Genomic DNA, 18,374 nt, shown 5'->3' with positions numbered 1-18,374 from the left:
CTATTGGTCTGGAGCCGCAGCCTTGGCCGTCACTCAAGCCGATCGGTCGACACGTGATATTGCGGGTCTTCCGAGAGATTCACTTCCACCAGATCGCGGGCGCGGTCGAGCAGATCGCGGCACTCGGGGCTGAGGTGGCGAAGGTGCAATCGCTTTCCGACCTTGCCATATCGCTCAGCCAGGCTGTTGATCGCTTCGAGGCCCGACTGGTCGTAAACGCGTGTGTAGTAGAAGTCGATCACCACGTCTTCGGGATCGTTGGCCGGGTCGAACAGATCGCGGAAGCTGTCGGTGGAAGCGAAGAACAGCGGGCCATGGAGCTGATAGATCTTCGCACCATATTCATTGAAGTGCGAGTCGGCAGCCAGGTGCGTCGCGTGCTTCCAGGCGAACACGAGAGCGGCGATGATCACGCCGATGAGCACCGCCAGCGCGAGATTGTGCAGGAAGACGGTGACAACAATCACGGTCACCATTACCAGCAGGTCGCTCATGGGCACCTTGCGGAACATGCGCAGGCTGGCCCACTCGAACGTGCCGATGACGACCATGAACATTACGCCCACCAGCGCCGCCATGGGGATCATCTCGATCAGCGGCGAGAGAAACAAAATGAACGCGAGCAGGAACAGCGCCGCCGCGATGCCCGAGGCGCGCCGTCGTGCACCGGAGTTCACGTTGATCAGGCTCTGGCCGATCATGGCGCAACCGCCCATGCCGGAGAACATGCCGGTGACCGTGTTGGCGATGCCCTGGCCGACGCACTCGCGGTTGCCCTGCCCGCGGGTGTCGGTGATTTCGTCGATGAGGCTCAAGGTCATCAGCGATTCGATCAGGCCCACCGCTGCGAGGATGAGCGAATAGGGAAGGATGATCCAGAGTGTTTCGAAGCTGAAGAGCCTGGCCCAGGTCATGTCGCCGTGGAGGATCGCGAACCATTCCCAAGGCATGCCGGCCTGGATCGAGCCGGCGATGCTGCCGACTGTCAGCGTATCAAAGCCGAGCATCGGCAGGCCGAAGATCGCAAGAAGAGAGACGGTCACAATCGCCGCGAGCGACGGCGGAATTGCTTTCGTCACCTTCGGCAGCAGGACGATGATCGCCATCGTCAACGCCACCAGGCCGAGCATCACCGCCAGCGAGTCACCGGTCAGCCATGCGCCATCGAGACTGACCACATTGCCCGCCTCGTCGCGCACGGGCTCGCGGAAGCTGCTGAGCTGGGCCATGAAAATCACGATCGCCAGGCCGTTGACGAACCCGAGCATGACCGAGTAAGGCACGAGGCGAATGAACTTACCCAGCTTCAGCAGGCCCACGACGATCTGAATGAGGCCCATGAGGATCACGGCCGGGAACAGGTATTCCACCCCATGCACCGCGACCAGCGCAATGATGACCACCGCCAGAGCGCCGGTGGCACCGGAGATCATGCCCGGCCGACCGCCGAAGATCGACGTAATCAGCCCCACCGTGCACGCGGCGTAAAGCCCGTGCAGCGGATGAATGCCCGCGATAATCGCAAACGCCACCGCCTCCGGCACCAGCGCCAAGGCCACCGTCAGCCCCGAGAGGATTTCGTCTTTTAGTCCGCTCGAACGTCGTTTGAAAAAGTCCAGCATCTGCGTTTCGTCTCGCTCTGCAAAGGGCCAACGCCCGATCTCATACCGATCACGCGGCATCACCGGATACCAGTGTCATCGCTTATTAAAAAAAACAGGGATAGCGGGGAAGGGCGACCCCTCGTGCCGACACGGTCGATCCGTGGGCAACGATTACGCCTCATTCAGCGAAGAGAAGAATGGCCTGCGTCTCCCCTCACGCCACGCCCTCACGATGTTCCTGCGGGCAAAAACCCAAGGACCAGCACGTCAGCCGTGCCGGTCTGGAACCGGAGGCGGTGGATTCGGTTGGGAATTCAGGTTGGTTGAGCCAGGTGGGTTTCCAACTGCATGGGAGCCGAGTATAGCGACTGGAGGTAACGGTGCAATCGGGCCCGCATTCAGGCCGTGGTACACAATGAGGTTTGGTGATTTTTCCGGGGGCGCCGCGTGGGTGTGTATGCGAGCCAACTTTGCTAAAACGGTCGTGAAAATTTTGTACCTTCCGATTGTCGCTATCCTCGCTATGCTCGTCCATGTGCACTGCTTCGTCTGTAATACTCCCCGAAAACTACTCGTGCCGATTTTCGGCCCATTCACAGGCTCGGGCTGACCTGTGAATATGCCGATCCTACGTCTCAGTACCCTACCGATGAGGCGAGTGCCGAGGTTGATGCAATCGCTAAAGTAGAAGGGGAGGTAGATTCGAACCACCGACCTCCGGCTTATGAACTCGACGAGCACCAGACTGCTCGACCCCGCAATCAGTAGGAGGAGTGGCATAGAAGTATCACTGACAATGCCAAGTTTCGAAACGTCAGTCGCCTGAGCCATCGGCACGGCGGGTCGGCTCGGGTGAGGCGGCGCGGCTGCGGTAGACGTGTACCGAATGGTACGGCTGAAAGTTGCGATGACTGAAGTGAGCTTTCAGATCCACGCCGGGCGGGTGTTGGCCGGCGCGGGGGTTGCCGACGGGGGAACTGTTGCGCAGCAGCAGCCAGTAGGGTTGGTCGTCGTCGGCGAGGTCGTCGCGGGTGAAGTCGAACGGGATCAGGACGATGTTTTCGTTCGTGCCGAGGTAGTAGCGAAGCTGGTAGTGAGGGATGAAGTCGGCATAAATGGGCTGGTCGGGGTGGCGATGCTGATCGATGTGGGCGATCGCTTCGCGCCAGCGGGCGCGGTAGCCGTAGCCGCCGGTGTAGTAGACGAGGTCGCTGAACAGGCAGGCGGCGATGACGACGAGCGCGGGCGTGGCGGCGAGAAGGTTGCCCACGTGAGGGCGTAAGAGGTTGTAGGCGACGCTGAGGCCGATGGCCGCCAGCATCAGCCAGCCGTACATGGCGGGCGAGGCGTAGCGGGTGTGGACGATCGCGCCGAGCCAGCCGAGGACGACGAGCGCGGCGACGGGCACGATCGCGCTGGCGACCAGGAAGCCGGCGAGGCGGGGGTCGCGTCGCCAGAGCCAGACGGCGGTGCCGGCGGCGCAGACAGCCACCGGCAGGCCTACCAGCCAGACGGTGCCGCCGATGAGCACCGCAGCGGGCTGGCCGGTCGCGCGGAAGTCGCTGATGATGTACCACCACCACACGATGCCGCCACACACGAAAAGCGCCGCGGCGATGAGCAGCCCCCCTGCCAGCCCCGGTCGGCCGGTGCGGTTTCGCCACCTGCGGATCGCCGACTCGACGGCGAACACACCCAGCAGCATCGGCGACGTCATCTGCGTCATGAAGGCAAGCACGAAGAAGACGCCACACGTGACCAGCGTCCGCGGCGAGCGTCGTGTCACGCCGTCGTAGTAGAGAATCAGGCAGACGTTGTAAATCAGAATCTGCTGTGCATAGAACCGGGCGGTCTGTGAAACCCAAAGGTGCCAGGTTGCAACAGCGAGCAAGGCGGTGAACAGCAGCGCGGTACGGCGGTCGACGAGACGCTGGCTCATGTAGCCGAGCACGAGCACGGACAGCACGCCGATGATTGCTGACGGCAGTCGCAACGACCACTCGGTGATGCCCAGCGCCCGCCACTCATGGACGGCTGTGGGCGAGAGTGCGCCGATGTCCACCTGCTGCAACCACAGCCCGAACGTCGTCGGCAGGTAGGCCAGCGGTCGCAGCCAGTAGTCGATGCCCGGCTCGCGTGCGATGTGCAGAACCAGATACAACTCATCAACCCAGAAGCTCGGCTCAGCCAGACGAAACAGCCGCAGCGTCGCAGCGAAGGCGGTCAGCGCCAGCAAGCCGACGATAAACGTGCCGCGTCGCATCGGCGATACGCCGGGAATCAGTGGTTCAGGGTCGTATTGCGTCATGGGGTTGTACCTTTCCGCTTGCCCCTGGCAACGGGGTGGTTGTCGCGCGAGCCACATCGTCGTCAGCCGTCTGCGTTCGCGGCGGTTGCATCCGTCGCCACGTCGACCAACCCAGCGGCGCAAGCAACGCCAGCATCACCGCGCATCGCAGCAGCGATCGCGTCACGTCGTCGGCCAGCCCTGTCGGCTCGTCCGGTATCCAGACCAATAACATCGGCGTCAGCATCGCCAGCGCCACGTATTGCCCGACCACCACCGCCAGCAGCGCCGCCGCCTCTGTGCGCGTCGCCTGCACGGTGTGCAAGGCGCACGCCAGGCCGATCGCCGCATGCACCATGAACCCCAGCGCCACCGCGGCCGCGAGTTCGATCAACCCACCCCCGGCGAGCATCACCGCAACCGCCGCCGCCGTGGACACCACCACGCTGGTCGTGCGAATGGCGATCACCCGTCGTTGCAGCGATAGCGAGACCAGCACGGTCATTGCCAGCGTCGCCACGATCGACGGAAAGCTGACCAGCATGAGCAGTCGGCCGGGCTCGATCGCCTCGATATAAGCTGGCAGCAACCACCGAATCGGCAGGTGCATCAGCAGCGCGCCGAGCCCCACCATCGGCAGTGCCACGCAAGCCAACAGTCGCGTGCCCTCCAGCAACACCGGCCGCATCGCCGCCGCCTGATCGGTGACCATGCCCAGCCGCATGCGCAGGTGCGGATGCATCACCGCCGCCACGACCGCCGGCAGTAACATGGCCCCGGCGGTGAAATAACTCTGAATGGCGTAAACGCCCAGTTGTTCGCTGCTGCGCATCGCCCAGAGCACGACTTTGTCGATGTTCCACAACAGGATCAGCAGCAGGTGGCCGAGCATGATCGGCCAGCCGACGTTCACCAGGCGCATCGCGTACCGCATCCGCCACGCCGGTATGGGAAAGCCCGGGCCCACGATGCCGCATACCGCAAGCACGATCAGGTACGAGCCCGCCAGTGCAAGCAGGAATCCACTTAACCCCCACCACAGCGCACCGACGACACCACCGACGGTCGACAGCGCGGCGAAGCTCGCATGCGCCGCCGCCGCCCAGCCGAACTCCCGCTGCGACGCCAACGCCTCGCAGTAGAACAACATCAACTGCTGCGCCACGATCAGCGCCGCCGCCAACCACCACCAGTGCCGCATCCCTTCGCCCGGCACCCAGCCGCCGACCAGCACCACCGCCGACGCCGCGACAAGCGCGCCGGTTAACGACACTGCCGACGTCACCCGGCGATGCGCTTGAGCCCGCTTGATCGAGCCGGCCCCCTCGGCGTATGGGGCGATCTGCATCATGCCCGTGTTCGCGCCAATGTGCGTAAACCGACTGAAAATCAACGCCAGCCGAATGGCGCTCCAGATGCCGAAGGCGGTCGGGCCCAACAGACGAGCGATGACCATGCCCCGCACGAGAAACATCGCCTCCGCCGCGCCCTGAGAACTGGCCAGGTAAGAGAAGTTCAGCAACAGTCGACGTGTCATGAGCGGACCTGCTCCTGCTCGCGATCGGCCGAACCTGCCGTGCCCGAACCTGCATGCTCGCTGACGGACAATAGCGCGTCATCGCTCGATTCGTAGGCACGCGAGCTTGCGCCCGTCGCGTTGTCGGCCTTGCCCAGGCAACGCTCAAACAGCGCTTCGTACTCCGCCCCCACGCGTTCCCAACTGAACCGCCGCACGCGCTGATACGAACGCTCGCGCAATCGGGCAATCGCCGACTCGTCGTGCATCAACTGCTGAAGCGCGCTGCGAAGCGCGTCACTGTCGCCCGGCTCGACGCTGATGGCGGCATCGCCGACCACCTCACTGTTGCCTGCCGTCTTCGCCGTGATCACCGCACAGCCGCCCCCCATCGCCTCCAGCAACACCACCGGAAAATTTTCACGATGAGACGGGAACACGAAAATCTTCGACGTGCGATACAGCGCCGCCAATTCATCGCTCGGCACCAGTTTGAGAAAACGCACGTTAACCCGCTGCTCACGCGCCAGCCGTTCCAGCGTCGGGCGATACGGCCCGTCGCCGGCGATGTCGATCTGCCACTCGTTCCGCCAGCCGGCCAGCGCGCGTAACATATCCTGCACGCCCTTGCGCTCAAACAGTCGGCTCGCCAGCAGCACACGGTTCCTACGCGGCGCGGCGCTGCGTGCGGGAACGGTCATGCCATTGGGCACGATGCGAACGGGCACATCCAGCCGCTGTCGTAACAGCGAAGCGAGAAATCGCGAAGGCGACGTGATCATCGTCGCGTCGCGCACTACACGCCGCCACAACGGCGCAGCGATGCGATGAGCAAGGTGAAAGCGGTCGGGGTTATAGCCCGGCACGTCCGAGCCGTGCGTGGTAAGCACATAGGGCAACCCCGTGGCAACGCTGACCCGACGGGCGACGATGCCGGTGGGCAAAATGAAGTGACAATGGATCAGGTTGTAACGACTTTCGCGTGCGAGGCGCATCGCCTGCCGATACATCGGTACCAGCGTCGTGGCCAGTTCGAAACTGCCCGCCATATGTCGTCGCCTTCGCAGGCAAGGCACGCGATGCACTTCAACACCGTTGACATTCGCTTTGCGGGCCAGGCCCGGCATGCCGGACGTCACCACGTCCACCCGATGCCCCGCCGCCGTCAGCGCCTCTGCCACGCCGGCACACACGGGCGACCCGCCACCGCCGATCGGTGGATACTCATAACTGAGGCAAAGAATTCGCATGCTCATGCCAGCACTCCTTCGGTATGGGCTTGCGCCAACCGCGACTGTACAACGCGGAACTTCTGCCCCGGCGGTGGATCGAGTGACGTCATCGCCTGCACATTTATCTGAACGTCCGTTCCCACGACTTCGCCCAATACATTTCGCGCCGCCTGCTCCGTTACGCCTGCCGACGAATCTCCATCGCCACCGGGAACATAGCGCACGGTGAACACATCCGTTCGTTCCTGCACGATCTGATACCGGCTCACGCCCGGCACGGCCTCCATCGCCGTGGTCAACTCGAACGGCGAAACAATGCGACCGTCGCCGAGTCGAACGCAATCCACATGTCGGCCATCAACACGCTCGATCGCAGGCAACGTCGCGGCGGCGTCGGTTGCCGTTGCCGACGCCTGCGCCGCGATTGGAATGGCGAGGTCGCCCGTGTCGTAGCGGATGAAAGGCATCGACCGCAGGCCCAGGTTGGTCACCACCAGCCGGCGTGCCGGGCCGGCGTCGGGCCCGGACAGAAACTCGACGATCATCGACTCGTGTGAAATGCGAAAGTGCGGCTGACTCGGCGACTGCCAGGCAACCGTGCCCGTTTCGGTCAGGCCGTAGATCTCATAAACGGGGCAGCCGAACGCTTCGCCGAGTAGGCGGTGCGTGGGCGGGTCAAGTGTTTCGGCCGTGGTGATCAAAACGTTGGGCCGATGCACGACCAAGCCTTTGTTACGAATAACCTCGGCCATCTGCCGCATGGGTGTGACCCAGCCATAAAGCACGTGCGGCCGTATGCTGTTGTGCTGCTCGATGTTGTGATGTGGCGGGTCTTTGTAGCTGACATACCGCCAGCCCATCCACGCCGGCACGCCGGTCTTTTCCCTCGACGTGACGATCAGCAATCGCTGGCCCGGCCGATAGCCGCAGTCCACCAACGCGCGCAGGAACAACGCCTTGCGCATTCGGCGGTACGCCTCATCAAAGTACATCACAAACGGCCGACCGCTTGAACCGCTAGTCTGCTCGCGCACCAGGCGGGCTGGCAAAATACGCTGGCTGAGCAGCGAACGCGGGTCCGCCGACTGGAAGTCCGCCTTCGTCATCACCGGCAGGCGATGCAGGTCGTCAAGACTTTGCAGATCGCTCGGCTCAACGCCCGCTTCATCCAGCCGTTGACGATAATACGGGATGGACAGGTACGCCTCGGTCACCAGCCGACGCAGCCTCTGCCACTGGATGCGCCGAATCTGCTTGAAATCATATTTCAACGCATAGTGCGCACTGATGCATGCCTGGCATTGAGCGAGGTAATTCATCGGATCGTCCTGACAAGCGATTGAAGGAATGTTCGCGTCTGCTCCGCGAGGTCGTCGACACGCCCAGCCAGACCCGGCTCACCATCTGGCTTCGTTTCCGCTCCGTCGCACATCGCGCGCTCAACCGTCTCAACGAGTTGCGCGACAAGTTGGTGTTCGACGAAATCGAGAACATCAATCACACGACCTTCGAGGCCGAGTAGATCGAACAGACCATGGAATTTCGGGTTGTACGCCAGCCCCACCACCGGCGTACCGACGCTCGCGGCAAGCAGCGTCGGATGCATTCGTCCGCCGAGCATGACCGACAGCTTCGCCGTCACCGCCTTGTAAACCGTCGGCGAGTCGAGGCGGATCAGCGACCACGACGATCGCCGCAACTGCTCGCCCACAAGTTCACACAACGCGTCGTCGGCCTCATGCGGACAGTTGTAGCTCGGCAAAAACACCACATGTCCCCCGCAACGCTCGACTACCCGGTCCAACGCCACGGCGAGCAAACCCGCCAACCGCCGATTGTTAGCCCGCTCACGTTCGCCCACGCCACGCCAACGCCACGCCAGTCGATACGGCACGACACGCGCCCGCGGCGGAAACCATCGCCGCGCCGTCACTCCGATCAGCGGCCGACCGTCCAACGGCACACCATGCGCCGCCAACACCGCCGACGCCGACGCCTCCGACGCGGGCTTCAGCAACATCGCCGGGTCCGGCACGACCGACACCGGCCGATCCGTCAACGTGCTCGCCAACGATTGCGCCCGCGAATCCCGCACCGACACTGGGTCAAGCCGACGCAGCGCCGCCCGTCCCGCCGCCCGGCTCACCCATGCCTTCAACGGCCCGACCCCCAGCGACACCCCCGCCACCCGTGCGCAGCCCGACTTCGCCACCATCACCCGCGCCGCCCAGTACGGCATCTTCACGAGGCTGTCGTCATCCTGAAACAGCCCGCCCCCGCCACAGATCACCAGATCGCTCCGCCGCGCCGCACGCCACAGCCCCGGCCAGGCCCGCCAGCCGGTCGGCAACGTCGTCGCACGGAACGACCGTCGAGCCGTCGCGCGATTCGAACACGTCACCGTCAACCGCAACGCGATCGCCGGGTCGGCCGCGCGCAACGTGTCACATACCGCTTTCAATATCGCATGGTCGCCTAGATTCCCCGCCACGTCGCCACACAGCACCAGCACGCGCCGCTTCACCCGCGGCCGATCGGTGATCGCCCGCTCGTCTTTGTCACACACTTCCACGTCGGCATCAACACCGTCGCCATTCAAGTTCTTCTCCGGCGCAACGCCGCTCGACGTTCGCGTGTGGGGTCCGCCAGGTTCGGTCCATGCCATGCAATTCATCGACTCCCGCTTTCCGCTTTTGTGGACGAACCACTTCGACCGTGCATCTCGCCGAAACCGGTCGGCACGCAACCTTGCGTCTTCAACGACGCGCCTTCATCAACATCTACTCAGCATGCTATGCCTATGCGCCCCGCTTCAGCAGGTCCACTGGCAATCGCCGAAGTCTGGCTTTTTCATTCGCCCCCGGCCGTGCCCAACAGCGTGACCAGTTCCGCCGACGACCCCGCCGGCACGACCTGCACCGCCAACTCGCGCACGCGCTCGTCACGCATCTCGCAACGCTGCGCCCGCTCAACGCCCGGCGACACGACGCACAACCGCCGCATGCCAGGCATCGCCAGTTCAACCGCCAACCGCTCCAACCCCTCACACTCAGTCGGCTCATCCACCCCCGTCAGCCCCGACAGTCGACCGTCATCATGAAACAGCATCGGGCTGACTTGCAGCCACCGCCGCACCGTCGCATTGAAACGGTCCCACCGCGCAAACAGATCGCAATGCGTCGGCTGCCGATCGCCCAATGCCGCGCCCCACCGCTTCTTGTAGACCAGCACGCCATCGTTCAACGTCGGCCGACTCAGCCCCATGTGGCAAGACGTCAGGCCGAGTTGTTGCGCACGCTCAAACGCGAAGGCCCAGTTCGCCGTCATCACCCCGCGTTCCAGCAGGGCCGTATCACCTTCAGCCAGACCCACCACCCACACACGCAAGCATCCACTATCAACGCCATACACCACGCCGCCCACCCACTGCCCATCGTCCATCACCCGAATCAGCCCGCCGCGCAGGAAGTGACTGCGCAGCCGCTGCATGCCACGCACATACGCCATCTCACCAAATCGATGCTCAGCGAACGGCACATACATCCGCTCGTAAAAGCGCACGAAGTCGCAAGCGTCATGCGATACATCCCACCCCAACCCTGAACGGCGCAGCACGCGCAGGTTCCGGGCCTGCCCTCGCTTCGCCCGCACCGGCAACGCCCCCTCTGCAGGCAGCGCCGCCCGGCACGCCACCGCCTCGGGCACGCGCAGGTATGCGTCACCCAGCCGCCGTCGGCCGAGCCCGCCATGCAACCGCGCCAACACCAGATCCGACTCGTCCGCCAGCCGATCCAGCCCCTCGCTAAGCCGCAGCCACGTCACCACGCCCGCCGGCGTCGGCTCGACCGGCTCGGCAAACAGCCGCTGCACGAAATGCGTCACCGACGGCTGAGCATCCACCACCGCCACACGCCCCCGCTCCCCCGTCTCCGCCAACGCCCCTTCATAGCAGACCGCCGGCATCCGCCCCCGCGCCAACGCTGAGCCGCACTGCAACACCCGATCCGTCGACGCGATCACCCTCGGCGGAACACGCGCATACATCGCCCCCATCCAGTCGCCGGCCTGCCATGGCACCATCATGCTTCGCATCCGTGCATCACCTCCATGTCGAGCCTAGGCTGCTCCACCTCCTCAAGCCCCCAACGGCAAACCACAAACAAGAAACGCCCCAGCCCCACGCCAGCACTGCCACCACGCTGTCACCCCGATGACGCGTCGCTGCTTTCGGCCGACGTAATATTGAGCGTAGTAAGTGGTGCCGCGCTTCTTGAGACAAGCCATGATGAAGGAACCTCCGGGCAATCGAACGATTCGTTTCTCGGTAAGTCTCTTGGTTGGCGTGCGGGGGTCAGTTTGGGGGACAAAGGCCCCTAACACGCGCGTAAAAAAAGGGGCTCGCGTGGCCGCAAGCCCCTTTAAGCTAAAAAGTAGCGGGGGGTGGATTCGATTCAGCTATACCTGTTTACACGCGGCTTGTGTCGTACAGACATGTGGCGTAGCCGCAGGCAACGTCGAACATGTGGTGGATGGTTGGCCTTGGCTTGGTTGAGGGGCGTCGGCTCACGTGGAGTCACCGCCACGCCACCAGCACCGCCGCCTACGCGGGGCGGCCGTCCCGCATCGCCGCCAGCAGCTCTTCCATCGGGCCGGACTTGTTGAGGTAGGCGTGGGCGCCGGCGTTGCGCATCCGCTGGGCCATGTCCTCCTCGGCATGGAGGGAAAGGCCGATGATGCGGATGTCGGGAAGCTCCTCGGCGATCCGACGGGTGGCTTCAACACCGTCCATCCGGGGCATGGTCACGTCCATCACGATCACGTCCGGACGATGTTCGTGCGCCATTTCCACGGCCTCCACGCCGTCGCCGGCCTCCGCGATCACCTCGAAATCCGGCGCCTCGGTGATCAGCCGCACGAGTCCCTGGCGCACCACGTGGTGATCATCGACGACCAAGACCCGGCATCGACTGCCCGCCTCCGGCGACGCCGCGCCGTTCCCCGCCGGTTTGCACCCCGGGGCCGACGCGTTGGCCGCATCAGGCTCGGCCTTGCTTTCCGGGGCAGGTTGACGCGGTGCCTCCAAGACGGTCCGCGTGCCTTCGCCCGGGGCCGACGCCTCGTGCATGGACCCGCCGAGCCACTGCATCCGCTCTCGAATGTTCGCCAGCCCGAAGCCCGACGGGTCCGATTCCCTTGCGGGTTGCCCGGACTCGTACCCTGCCCCATGATCCTCCACCGTCAGCCGCACCTGCTGCTCCGTCTGCTCCACGCGCACCCAGGCCTCGCCGGCCTGCGCGTGCTTGGCCACGTTCAGCAGCAGCTCCCGCGCCCCCTCGAACAAGGTGACCCGCGTCGCCTCATCGGGCACCTCGATCTGGTCATCGGTTTGAAGGTGGATCTTGAGGTTGTGGTTCTTAAGCATCTGGCGGGCCAGCCACCGCAGGGCCGCCACAAGGCCCACCTCGTAAAGCAGCGGCGGGCTGAGCTGGCCGGTCAGCGAACGCGAGGCCTCGCTCGCCTCGCTGACCAGGTTCTGGACGTGTTGGATCTGCTTCAGGAAACGCGGCCGGTCGGCTTCGTGTGGCAGGCCGTCGACCTGGAGTTGGATCGCCACCAGGAGTTGCTGGAGGTTGTCGTGGAGCAACTGGGCCAGCCGGCGACGCTCGCGGTGCTCGGTCTGCGCCAATTCCATGGCCAGGCGTCGGAGCTGCTCGGCCCGCTGCTCCAGCCGCTGCTGCATGACCTCGCTGAAGGCTTCGACTGCGCTGCCGGTGGTGCCGTCGACCACCGTGGCGATGATCATTGCCTGGCGATAGGTCAACCGCTTGTCCAGCATTTGGCCCAGATGCTCCAGCATCACGCCGTGCAGAATCTCGTAGTCCCGCACCAGTTCCACGATGTCCCACCCGAGGCCGGACCGTTGCTTCCCATGCTCCCGGGCGATGTCGGCCGCATGCGTCATCGCGGGGCGGTCCTGCTCCTTGAGCTGCTGGCCCAGCGACTGGAGCATGTGCAGCAACTCGTTCATTACCGCGCTGCGCTGGCCTGAGTCCGCATGCACCTGCTCCTCAGTGGCCCGCTCGTACCAGCGTTCCATGATCGGTTCGGCGTCCCGCTCAAGGATATGGCCGATGACTCGGAACTCTTCTTCGTAGGGCGGGTGACCTTCGCCTGCCACGGCCGTAGGAGGTTTTTCAGGCATGACTGTTTCTAAACAAGGCTGAGATGCTCATCGGCCGCTTGCCGTGGGCGCAAACCGAGCGTAGCCCCCCGGGGCATCGCTTAATCATTGGTCCGGGGCGAAAGGAAATCAACGTCGGATAAAACATATTGCGAGGCGACCCACCAGCCTGCCGGGGAGAATCCGCAGCCCATGGCGGCTGAAAATCGGTTACTCGCCCTGTAACGGCAGGGTCTGGGCCATCTTGGGCGTCTTGCTGGCCCGGATGTGCTTGGCGTAGGCCTCGAGCACCTGGCCGATGGGCGTGCGGGTGTGCAGCGGGTTGTCAATGCCCTGGGCCTGGGCGGATTCGTACTGCCGTAGCCGTTCCTTGGCGACTTGGTAGGCCGAGGTCTTGAGGCTCCAGCGTTTGAGCTTGCCGCCGATGCGGTCTTGAAGGTAGTAAGTTTTCTCGCGTTTGATCAGACTCGCCATGATTCGAAACCTCCGCCGGAATGGACGGTGAATCGGCGAGTTCCTTTCCATGTTTGCCCGGCGGTGATGTACAAATTGATGTACAACCGGCCTCGAAATGGGCATAAAAAAAGGGACTCGCGTAAACGCAAGTCCCTTTCTTAGCTGGAATAGCGGGGGGTGGATTCGATTCGGCTAATTTGATTCGTGCCAATAATTTTTGCTATAGAGCCGCCGTCTAGCGATTCCCTGCGTTGACAATAACCGCCGCTTCTCCTCGCTCAATGCTGAATTTTATTCTCTGGTACGATTCACCCTTGGATGAGCGAACCGGGAGCTTTACGCCATGCCTGAACTGCCTTTTGCCACAATGTCGCTTGCCGACCTGGTTGAGAACGTCTCAACCAGTCTCCGCCGGCGGTCTGATCAACCTGGTGCGGCCTACACGTTGCTTCTCGGGGCCGGGATGAGCTTTCCATTAGTTCCCACTGCTACCCAGATGGTTCGACGCGACGTCCCGTGGTGGCTGATGCGTAAGGAAATGATTTCGGCTCCCGAAGAGCCGTTCCAAGCAGCCAGTGACGCTGACCCAGCGTTGGATGATTACGCAAAGAAGATGTGGAAGGAAATACATCAGCAGACAAATAGGGCGTTTGAGTTGTCAGAGGGTGATGGACTGCCCAGGCCAAGTGGTGACAACATCGGGAAAGCGTATCAGGCGATGATGCGAGGCGACGTCCGCGCGGGATTGAACATGCCTTCGCTACAGCGCGATTACCTTCGTGACGTCGTTCGACGAATCGGCCGTGAAATGAACATGGGCCACGTTGCGCTTGGTTCGATTCTCCGAGAGCAACACCGTGATGCGCATCGAGATACATTTAGACGGCCGTTCTGCCACACGATTTTTACGACTAATTTCGACCCCCTCCTCCAACGTGGCTTGCAACTCGTCAATCAACTCTACTTCATGACGGATCAGCCAGAACAAGGCATTGTTCCTCCAGACGATGGGTCTGATGGAGCGATCCACCTGATCTATACGCATGGCAGCATTCACCGCTATTTTCTTGCCAACACATCAGCAGAAATGACGCGTCTTGCACGTCAAAACCGGGGCGCGCTGACACAATACTTCGAAAAGCATGGTGTTATTGTCATCGGCTACGGTGGTTGGCCGGATACAACAATGGCGGCGTTGCAGGAGTGCGGCCGATTCGATGGCAACCTTTATTGGTGCGATATGCACGATCCGGACGAGGCCGGCGCAGGTGGTCTTCGTGAAGAGGTCGTCAAACTTCTGAGTCAAGATACGAGCAACCGGTTTTATGTTCCGTTGCCTCGTGGCGGGGCAGATGGGGCACTCCTCAATCTACATCGAGGTCTTGGCCTCGGAAGCTGGCCCTCGGTTCTTTTTAACCCCCTCCAAGGTCTGATCGAAGAAATACAAGGCATCACGTTGCCTGAAGAAAAGAACTCAACCACCAGTCGTACCAGTGGTAAGGTACGCGGTGAGAAGGCCACTGGTGAGTCAATTGAGGATATTGACTCACCGCAGACCACATTAAACCGGACGATTGTTTCCCTCAAGGAAGCGCAGAGTCACTATTTCTCCGATGCAGCGAGTTCGACAGAAGAATCTTCAGACCAAACCGAAATGACCGCGAGCGTCGCAAACCTTATGAATCATGCGCTTCGAGCCGCTCTGAATGGAGAACTGACCAATGCGATTCAGGGCTGGAAGCGCATAATCGACATGCCCGACGCCACCACCGAGCAAAAGGCCAAAGCCCTCTACAATCGCGGTGTTGCATACGGCCAGCGTGGCGAGGACGGCGACGTGCAGCGGGCGATCGACGACTTCTCGGCTGTGATCGACCGGCCCAACGCCCCGACCGGGCAGAAGGCCAAGGCTCTCTTCAACCGCGGCATCGCGTATGGGCAGCGTGGTGAGGACGGCGACTTACAGCGGGAAATCGACGACTACTCGGCGGTGATCGATCTGCCCGACGCACCGGTCGAGCTGAAGGCCCAGGCCCTCAACAACCGCGCCGTTATGTACGGCGAGCGTGGTGAGGACGGCGACGTGCAGCGGGAAATCGACGATTACTCGGCGGTGATCGACCTGCCCGACGCACCGGTCGAGCAGAAGGCGAAGGCCCGCTTCAACCGCGGAGTTATGTACGGCGAGCGTGGTGAGGACGGCGACGTGCAGCGGGAAATCGACGACTACTCGGCGGTGATCGACCTGCCCGACGCACCGGTCGAGTTGAAGGCCCAGGCCCGCTTCAACCGTGGCATTACCTACGGCGAGCGTGGCGAGGACGGCGACGTGCAGCGGGAAATCGACGACCACTCGGCGGTGATCGACCTGCCCGACGCCCCGGTCGAGCAGAAGGCGAAGGCCCTCAACAGCCGCGGTATTACGTACGGCCAGCGTGGCGAGGATGGCGACGTGCAGCGGGAAATCGACGATTACTCGGCGGTGATCGACCTGCCCGACGCCCCGGTCGAGCAGAAGGCCCAAGCCCTCAACAGCCGCGGTATTACGTACGGCCAGCGTGGCGAGGATGGCGACGTGCAGCGGGCGATCGACGACTTCTCGGCGGTGATCGACCTGCCCGACAGCCCGGCCGAGCAGAAGGCCAAGGCCCTCTTCAACCGCGGTGTTGCATACAGGCAGCGTGGTGAGGACGGCGACGTGCAGCGGAAAATCGACGACTACTCGGCGGTGATCGATCTGCCCGACGCCCCGGCCGAGCAGAAGGCCTTGGCCCTCAACAACCGTGGCATTACATACGGCCAGCGCGGCGAGGACGGCGACGTGCAGCGGGCGATTGACGACTTCTCGGCGGTGATCGATCTGCCCGACGCACCGGTCGAGCAGAAGGCTAAGGCCCTCAACAGCCGCGGCTTTACATACGGCCAGCGTGGCGAGGACGGCGACGTACAGCGGAAAATCGACGACTTCTCGGTGGTGATCGACCTGCCCGACGCCCCGGTCGAGCAGAAGGCCAGAGCCTTCAACAATCGCGGCATTGCGTACGGGCAGCGTGGCGGGGACGGCGACTTCCAGCGGGCGATTGCCGACTACTCGGCGGTGATCGACCTGCCCGACGCCCCGGTCGAGCAGAAGGCCAGGGCCCTTAACAGACGCGGCGTTACATACGGCCAGCGCGGCGAGGACGGCGACGTACAGCGGAAAATCGACGACCACTCGGCGGTGATCGATCTGCCCGACGCTCCGGCCGAGCAAAAGGCCAGGGCCCTCAACAACCGCGCCGTTATGTACGGGCAGCGTGGTGAGGACGGCGACTTACAGCGGGCGATCGACGACTACTCGGCGGTGATCAATCTGCCCGACGCCCCGGCCGAGCAGAAGGCCCAAGCCCTCAACAACCGTGGCATTACATACGGCCAGCGTGGCGAGGACGGCGACGTACAGCGGGCGATCGACGACTTCTCGGCGGTGATCAATCTGCCCGACGCCCCGGCCGAGCAGAAGGCCCAAGCCCTCAACAACCGTGGCATTACATACGGCCAGCGTGGCGAGGACGGCGACGTACAGCGGGCGATCGACGACTTCTCGGCGGTGATCGACCTGCCCGACGCCCCGGTCGAACAAAAAGCCAAGGCGTACTTCAATATCGCCTGCGCTAGAGCTATGCACGATCAAGTGGTCGAAACCGTCCGTGCCTTAGAAGCGTGGCGTGCGCTCGATTCGCATACCACTCGCGAAGAACTCGATCATGATTCCGATTTCGACAACATTCGCGGTCATCCCGAGTTTGTAAAATTTCGGGACAGCCTGCCGCCCGAATCGTAGGGCGAGAGCTTTCGCGCGCGATCAAAATGACATTCGACTTATCAGCAGTTCACTATCTTCATCGATGGGCTGTCGGGAAGCCCATCATGGTTGCCGTTGTCGCTCAGCAACTGGCTGCCGGGGCACCGCTTTCCATCGACTGGGTGAACCTGATCCGATCCGGAGCGGCGGGCCGCAAGCTCAACAAAGTGCAGGGCTCGTCTTACTGGCTGCGCCTCTACCGTGATCCGGATCGCATGCGGCGAGTGGTGCGGTCCACGTTCTGGCCCGATGGCATGCCGGAGGTGATGCCGCAGATGGGGCGCTTTCTTGAAATGCGCCAGGCACGCCCAGGGCTCGACAAGCTGGCGATGCTAGATGACGCGCCGCCGGCAGCGATAGCGATCGTGCAGGCGTTCATCAACGAGGCGTTGCAGCGCATGTACTTTGAGCACTTGTCTGATCTGGCAGCCGTGGTTGCTGATGTTGACCCGCTGCCGGAGGTGGACATGGACAAGGCAATGACTTTACCTGAAGTCCAGTTCTGCATGCTGGTCGTCGTACCGGCCATGTTGGAGTATGGCGAATCACCGACGCGGCTTTACGCCAAGGCGCGACGCGGTGATCGGGTCGCACTGGACAAGCTGCTGCGTCTGGACAAGACTGTGCTGGGCGATCCGGCGATCGGCAGGCAGGTGCAGCGATTCGGCATGGAGCGCGACGAACTGGCCGGCACGCTGGTCGCCCAGGCGTATCTCGGCCATCCAGATACCAGCCAGGAACGGGCCAACGTCAAGGCCCGGCTGGCGGCGCACATCGTCGTCATGAGTGAATCGCTGGGCCACAAGCTGCGGCCGGTGGACGTGCGGCGGCTGTTCGATGCGATGGAGAAGGACCGCACCGGCGATCCGCATGCCATCGACGCCGATTTGCCCGATGGGGAGGAAGCCTGGCGTCAGGCGGTGCATCGGGCTAAGCGCTTCTGGGACATACATTTGGACCGTGACAAAGTTGCCCCGGCGGGCCGTCACGCTCATTTGCTGCTTTCGGCCGTAGTCTCCGATTCTTATGAGTCGGAACCGCCATCAGTCCGCATCCCCATGCCCCGGCCCAAGTCGGCCGAGCGTGCCAATGCCCGCAACCAGCGCGGCACCTGGCTGCGGCGATGGTTCGACCGACTGGCAAATCGCCTACGTCGTAGCTGAACGCACCGACTCCGAACAACACGCCGCCGCCGACCGTGTGCGCCGCCTGCTGGCGTCGATGCTGGTGCGCCGTCTGACCCGCAACGGGCTT

Annotated in this window: 11 protein-coding genes; 2 read left to right on the top strand and 9 right to left on the bottom strand. The window is 63.1% G+C overall.

Annotated features, from left to right (window positions below; genetic code table 11):
- Positions 1-29: 29 nt before the first annotated feature.
- The 9 genes from ACERK3_05575 to ACERK3_05535 form a co-directional block, all read right to left on the bottom strand.
- A complete protein-coding gene (locus ACERK3_05575) occupies positions 30-1,622 on the bottom strand; it encodes a SulP family inorganic anion transporter (GenBank protein ID MFA9477762.1) in 1,593 nt (530 codons plus the stop codon).
- A 796-nt stretch (positions 1,623-2,418) separates the two neighbouring features.
- On the bottom strand, positions 2,419-3,912 hold the full coding sequence (locus ACERK3_05570) for a glycosyltransferase family 39 protein (GenBank protein MFA9477761.1): 1,494 nt from the start codon (positions 3,910-3,912) through the stop codon (positions 2,419-2,421).
- Complete coding sequence (locus ACERK3_05565) at positions 3,893-5,428, bottom strand: lipopolysaccharide biosynthesis protein (protein MFA9477760.1); 1,536 nt, start codon at positions 5,426-5,428, stop codon at positions 3,893-3,895. Before ACERK3_05565 ends, ACERK3_05570 begins: the two co-directional genes overlap by 20 nt.
- Positions 5,425-6,663 carry a glycosyltransferase family 4 protein gene (locus ACERK3_05560; protein ID MFA9477759.1) on the bottom strand — a complete coding sequence of 413 codons (1,239 nt, stop codon included), beginning with the start codon at positions 6,661-6,663 and terminating at the stop codon, positions 5,425-5,427. The genes ACERK3_05565 and ACERK3_05560 overlap by 4 nt, the downstream gene beginning before the upstream one ends.
- Positions 6,660-7,958 carry a phenylacetate--CoA ligase family protein gene (locus ACERK3_05555; protein ID MFA9477758.1) on the bottom strand — a complete coding sequence of 433 codons (1,299 nt, stop codon included), beginning with the start codon at positions 7,956-7,958 and terminating at the stop codon, positions 6,660-6,662. Before ACERK3_05555 ends, ACERK3_05560 begins: the two co-directional genes overlap by 4 nt.
- Positions 7,955-9,304: a polysaccharide pyruvyl transferase family protein gene (locus ACERK3_05550; protein MFA9477757.1), complete on the bottom strand. Its 1,350-nt coding sequence runs from the start codon at positions 9,302-9,304 to the stop codon at positions 7,955-7,957. Before ACERK3_05550 ends, ACERK3_05555 begins: the two co-directional genes overlap by 4 nt.
- Positions 9,305-9,489: 185 nt before the next feature.
- On the bottom strand, positions 9,490-10,722 hold the full coding sequence (locus ACERK3_05545; GenBank protein ID MFA9477756.1) for a hypothetical protein: 1,233 nt from the start codon (positions 10,720-10,722) through the stop codon (positions 9,490-9,492).
- A 517-nt stretch (positions 10,723-11,239) separates the two neighbouring features.
- Positions 11,240-12,841, bottom strand: a complete 1,602-nt coding sequence (locus ACERK3_05540) for a response regulator (GenBank protein MFA9477755.1) — start codon at positions 12,839-12,841, stop codon at positions 11,240-11,242.
- Between the two features lie 189 nt (positions 12,842-13,030).
- Entirely contained in the window at positions 13,031-13,294 is a 264-nt protein-coding gene (locus tag ACERK3_05535; GenBank protein ID MFA9477754.1) for a hypothetical protein, read from the bottom strand.
- Positions 13,295-13,643: 349 nt separating this feature from the next.
- Between ACERK3_05535 and ACERK3_05530 the strand changes: the two genes are divergently transcribed.
- The gene (locus ACERK3_05530) at positions 13,644-17,099 is read left to right on the top strand and encodes an SIR2 family protein (protein MFA9477753.1); all 3,456 of its coding nucleotides are present in this window, start codon (positions 13,644-13,646) and stop codon (positions 17,097-17,099) included.
- Between the two features lie 86 nt (positions 17,100-17,185).
- Positions 17,186-18,283 carry a hypothetical protein gene (locus ACERK3_05525; GenBank protein MFA9477752.1) on the top strand — a complete coding sequence of 366 codons (1,098 nt, stop codon included), beginning with the start codon at positions 17,186-17,188 and terminating at the stop codon, positions 18,281-18,283.
- Positions 18,284-18,374 lie beyond the last annotated feature (91 nt).

Source organism: Phycisphaerales bacterium AB-hyl4, from assembly GCA_041821185.1.
Classification (GTDB): domain Bacteria; phylum Planctomycetota; class Phycisphaerae; order Phycisphaerales; family Phycisphaeraceae; genus Natronomicrosphaera; species Natronomicrosphaera hydrolytica.
This window is presented reverse-complemented; position numbering and strand designations above follow the sequence as displayed.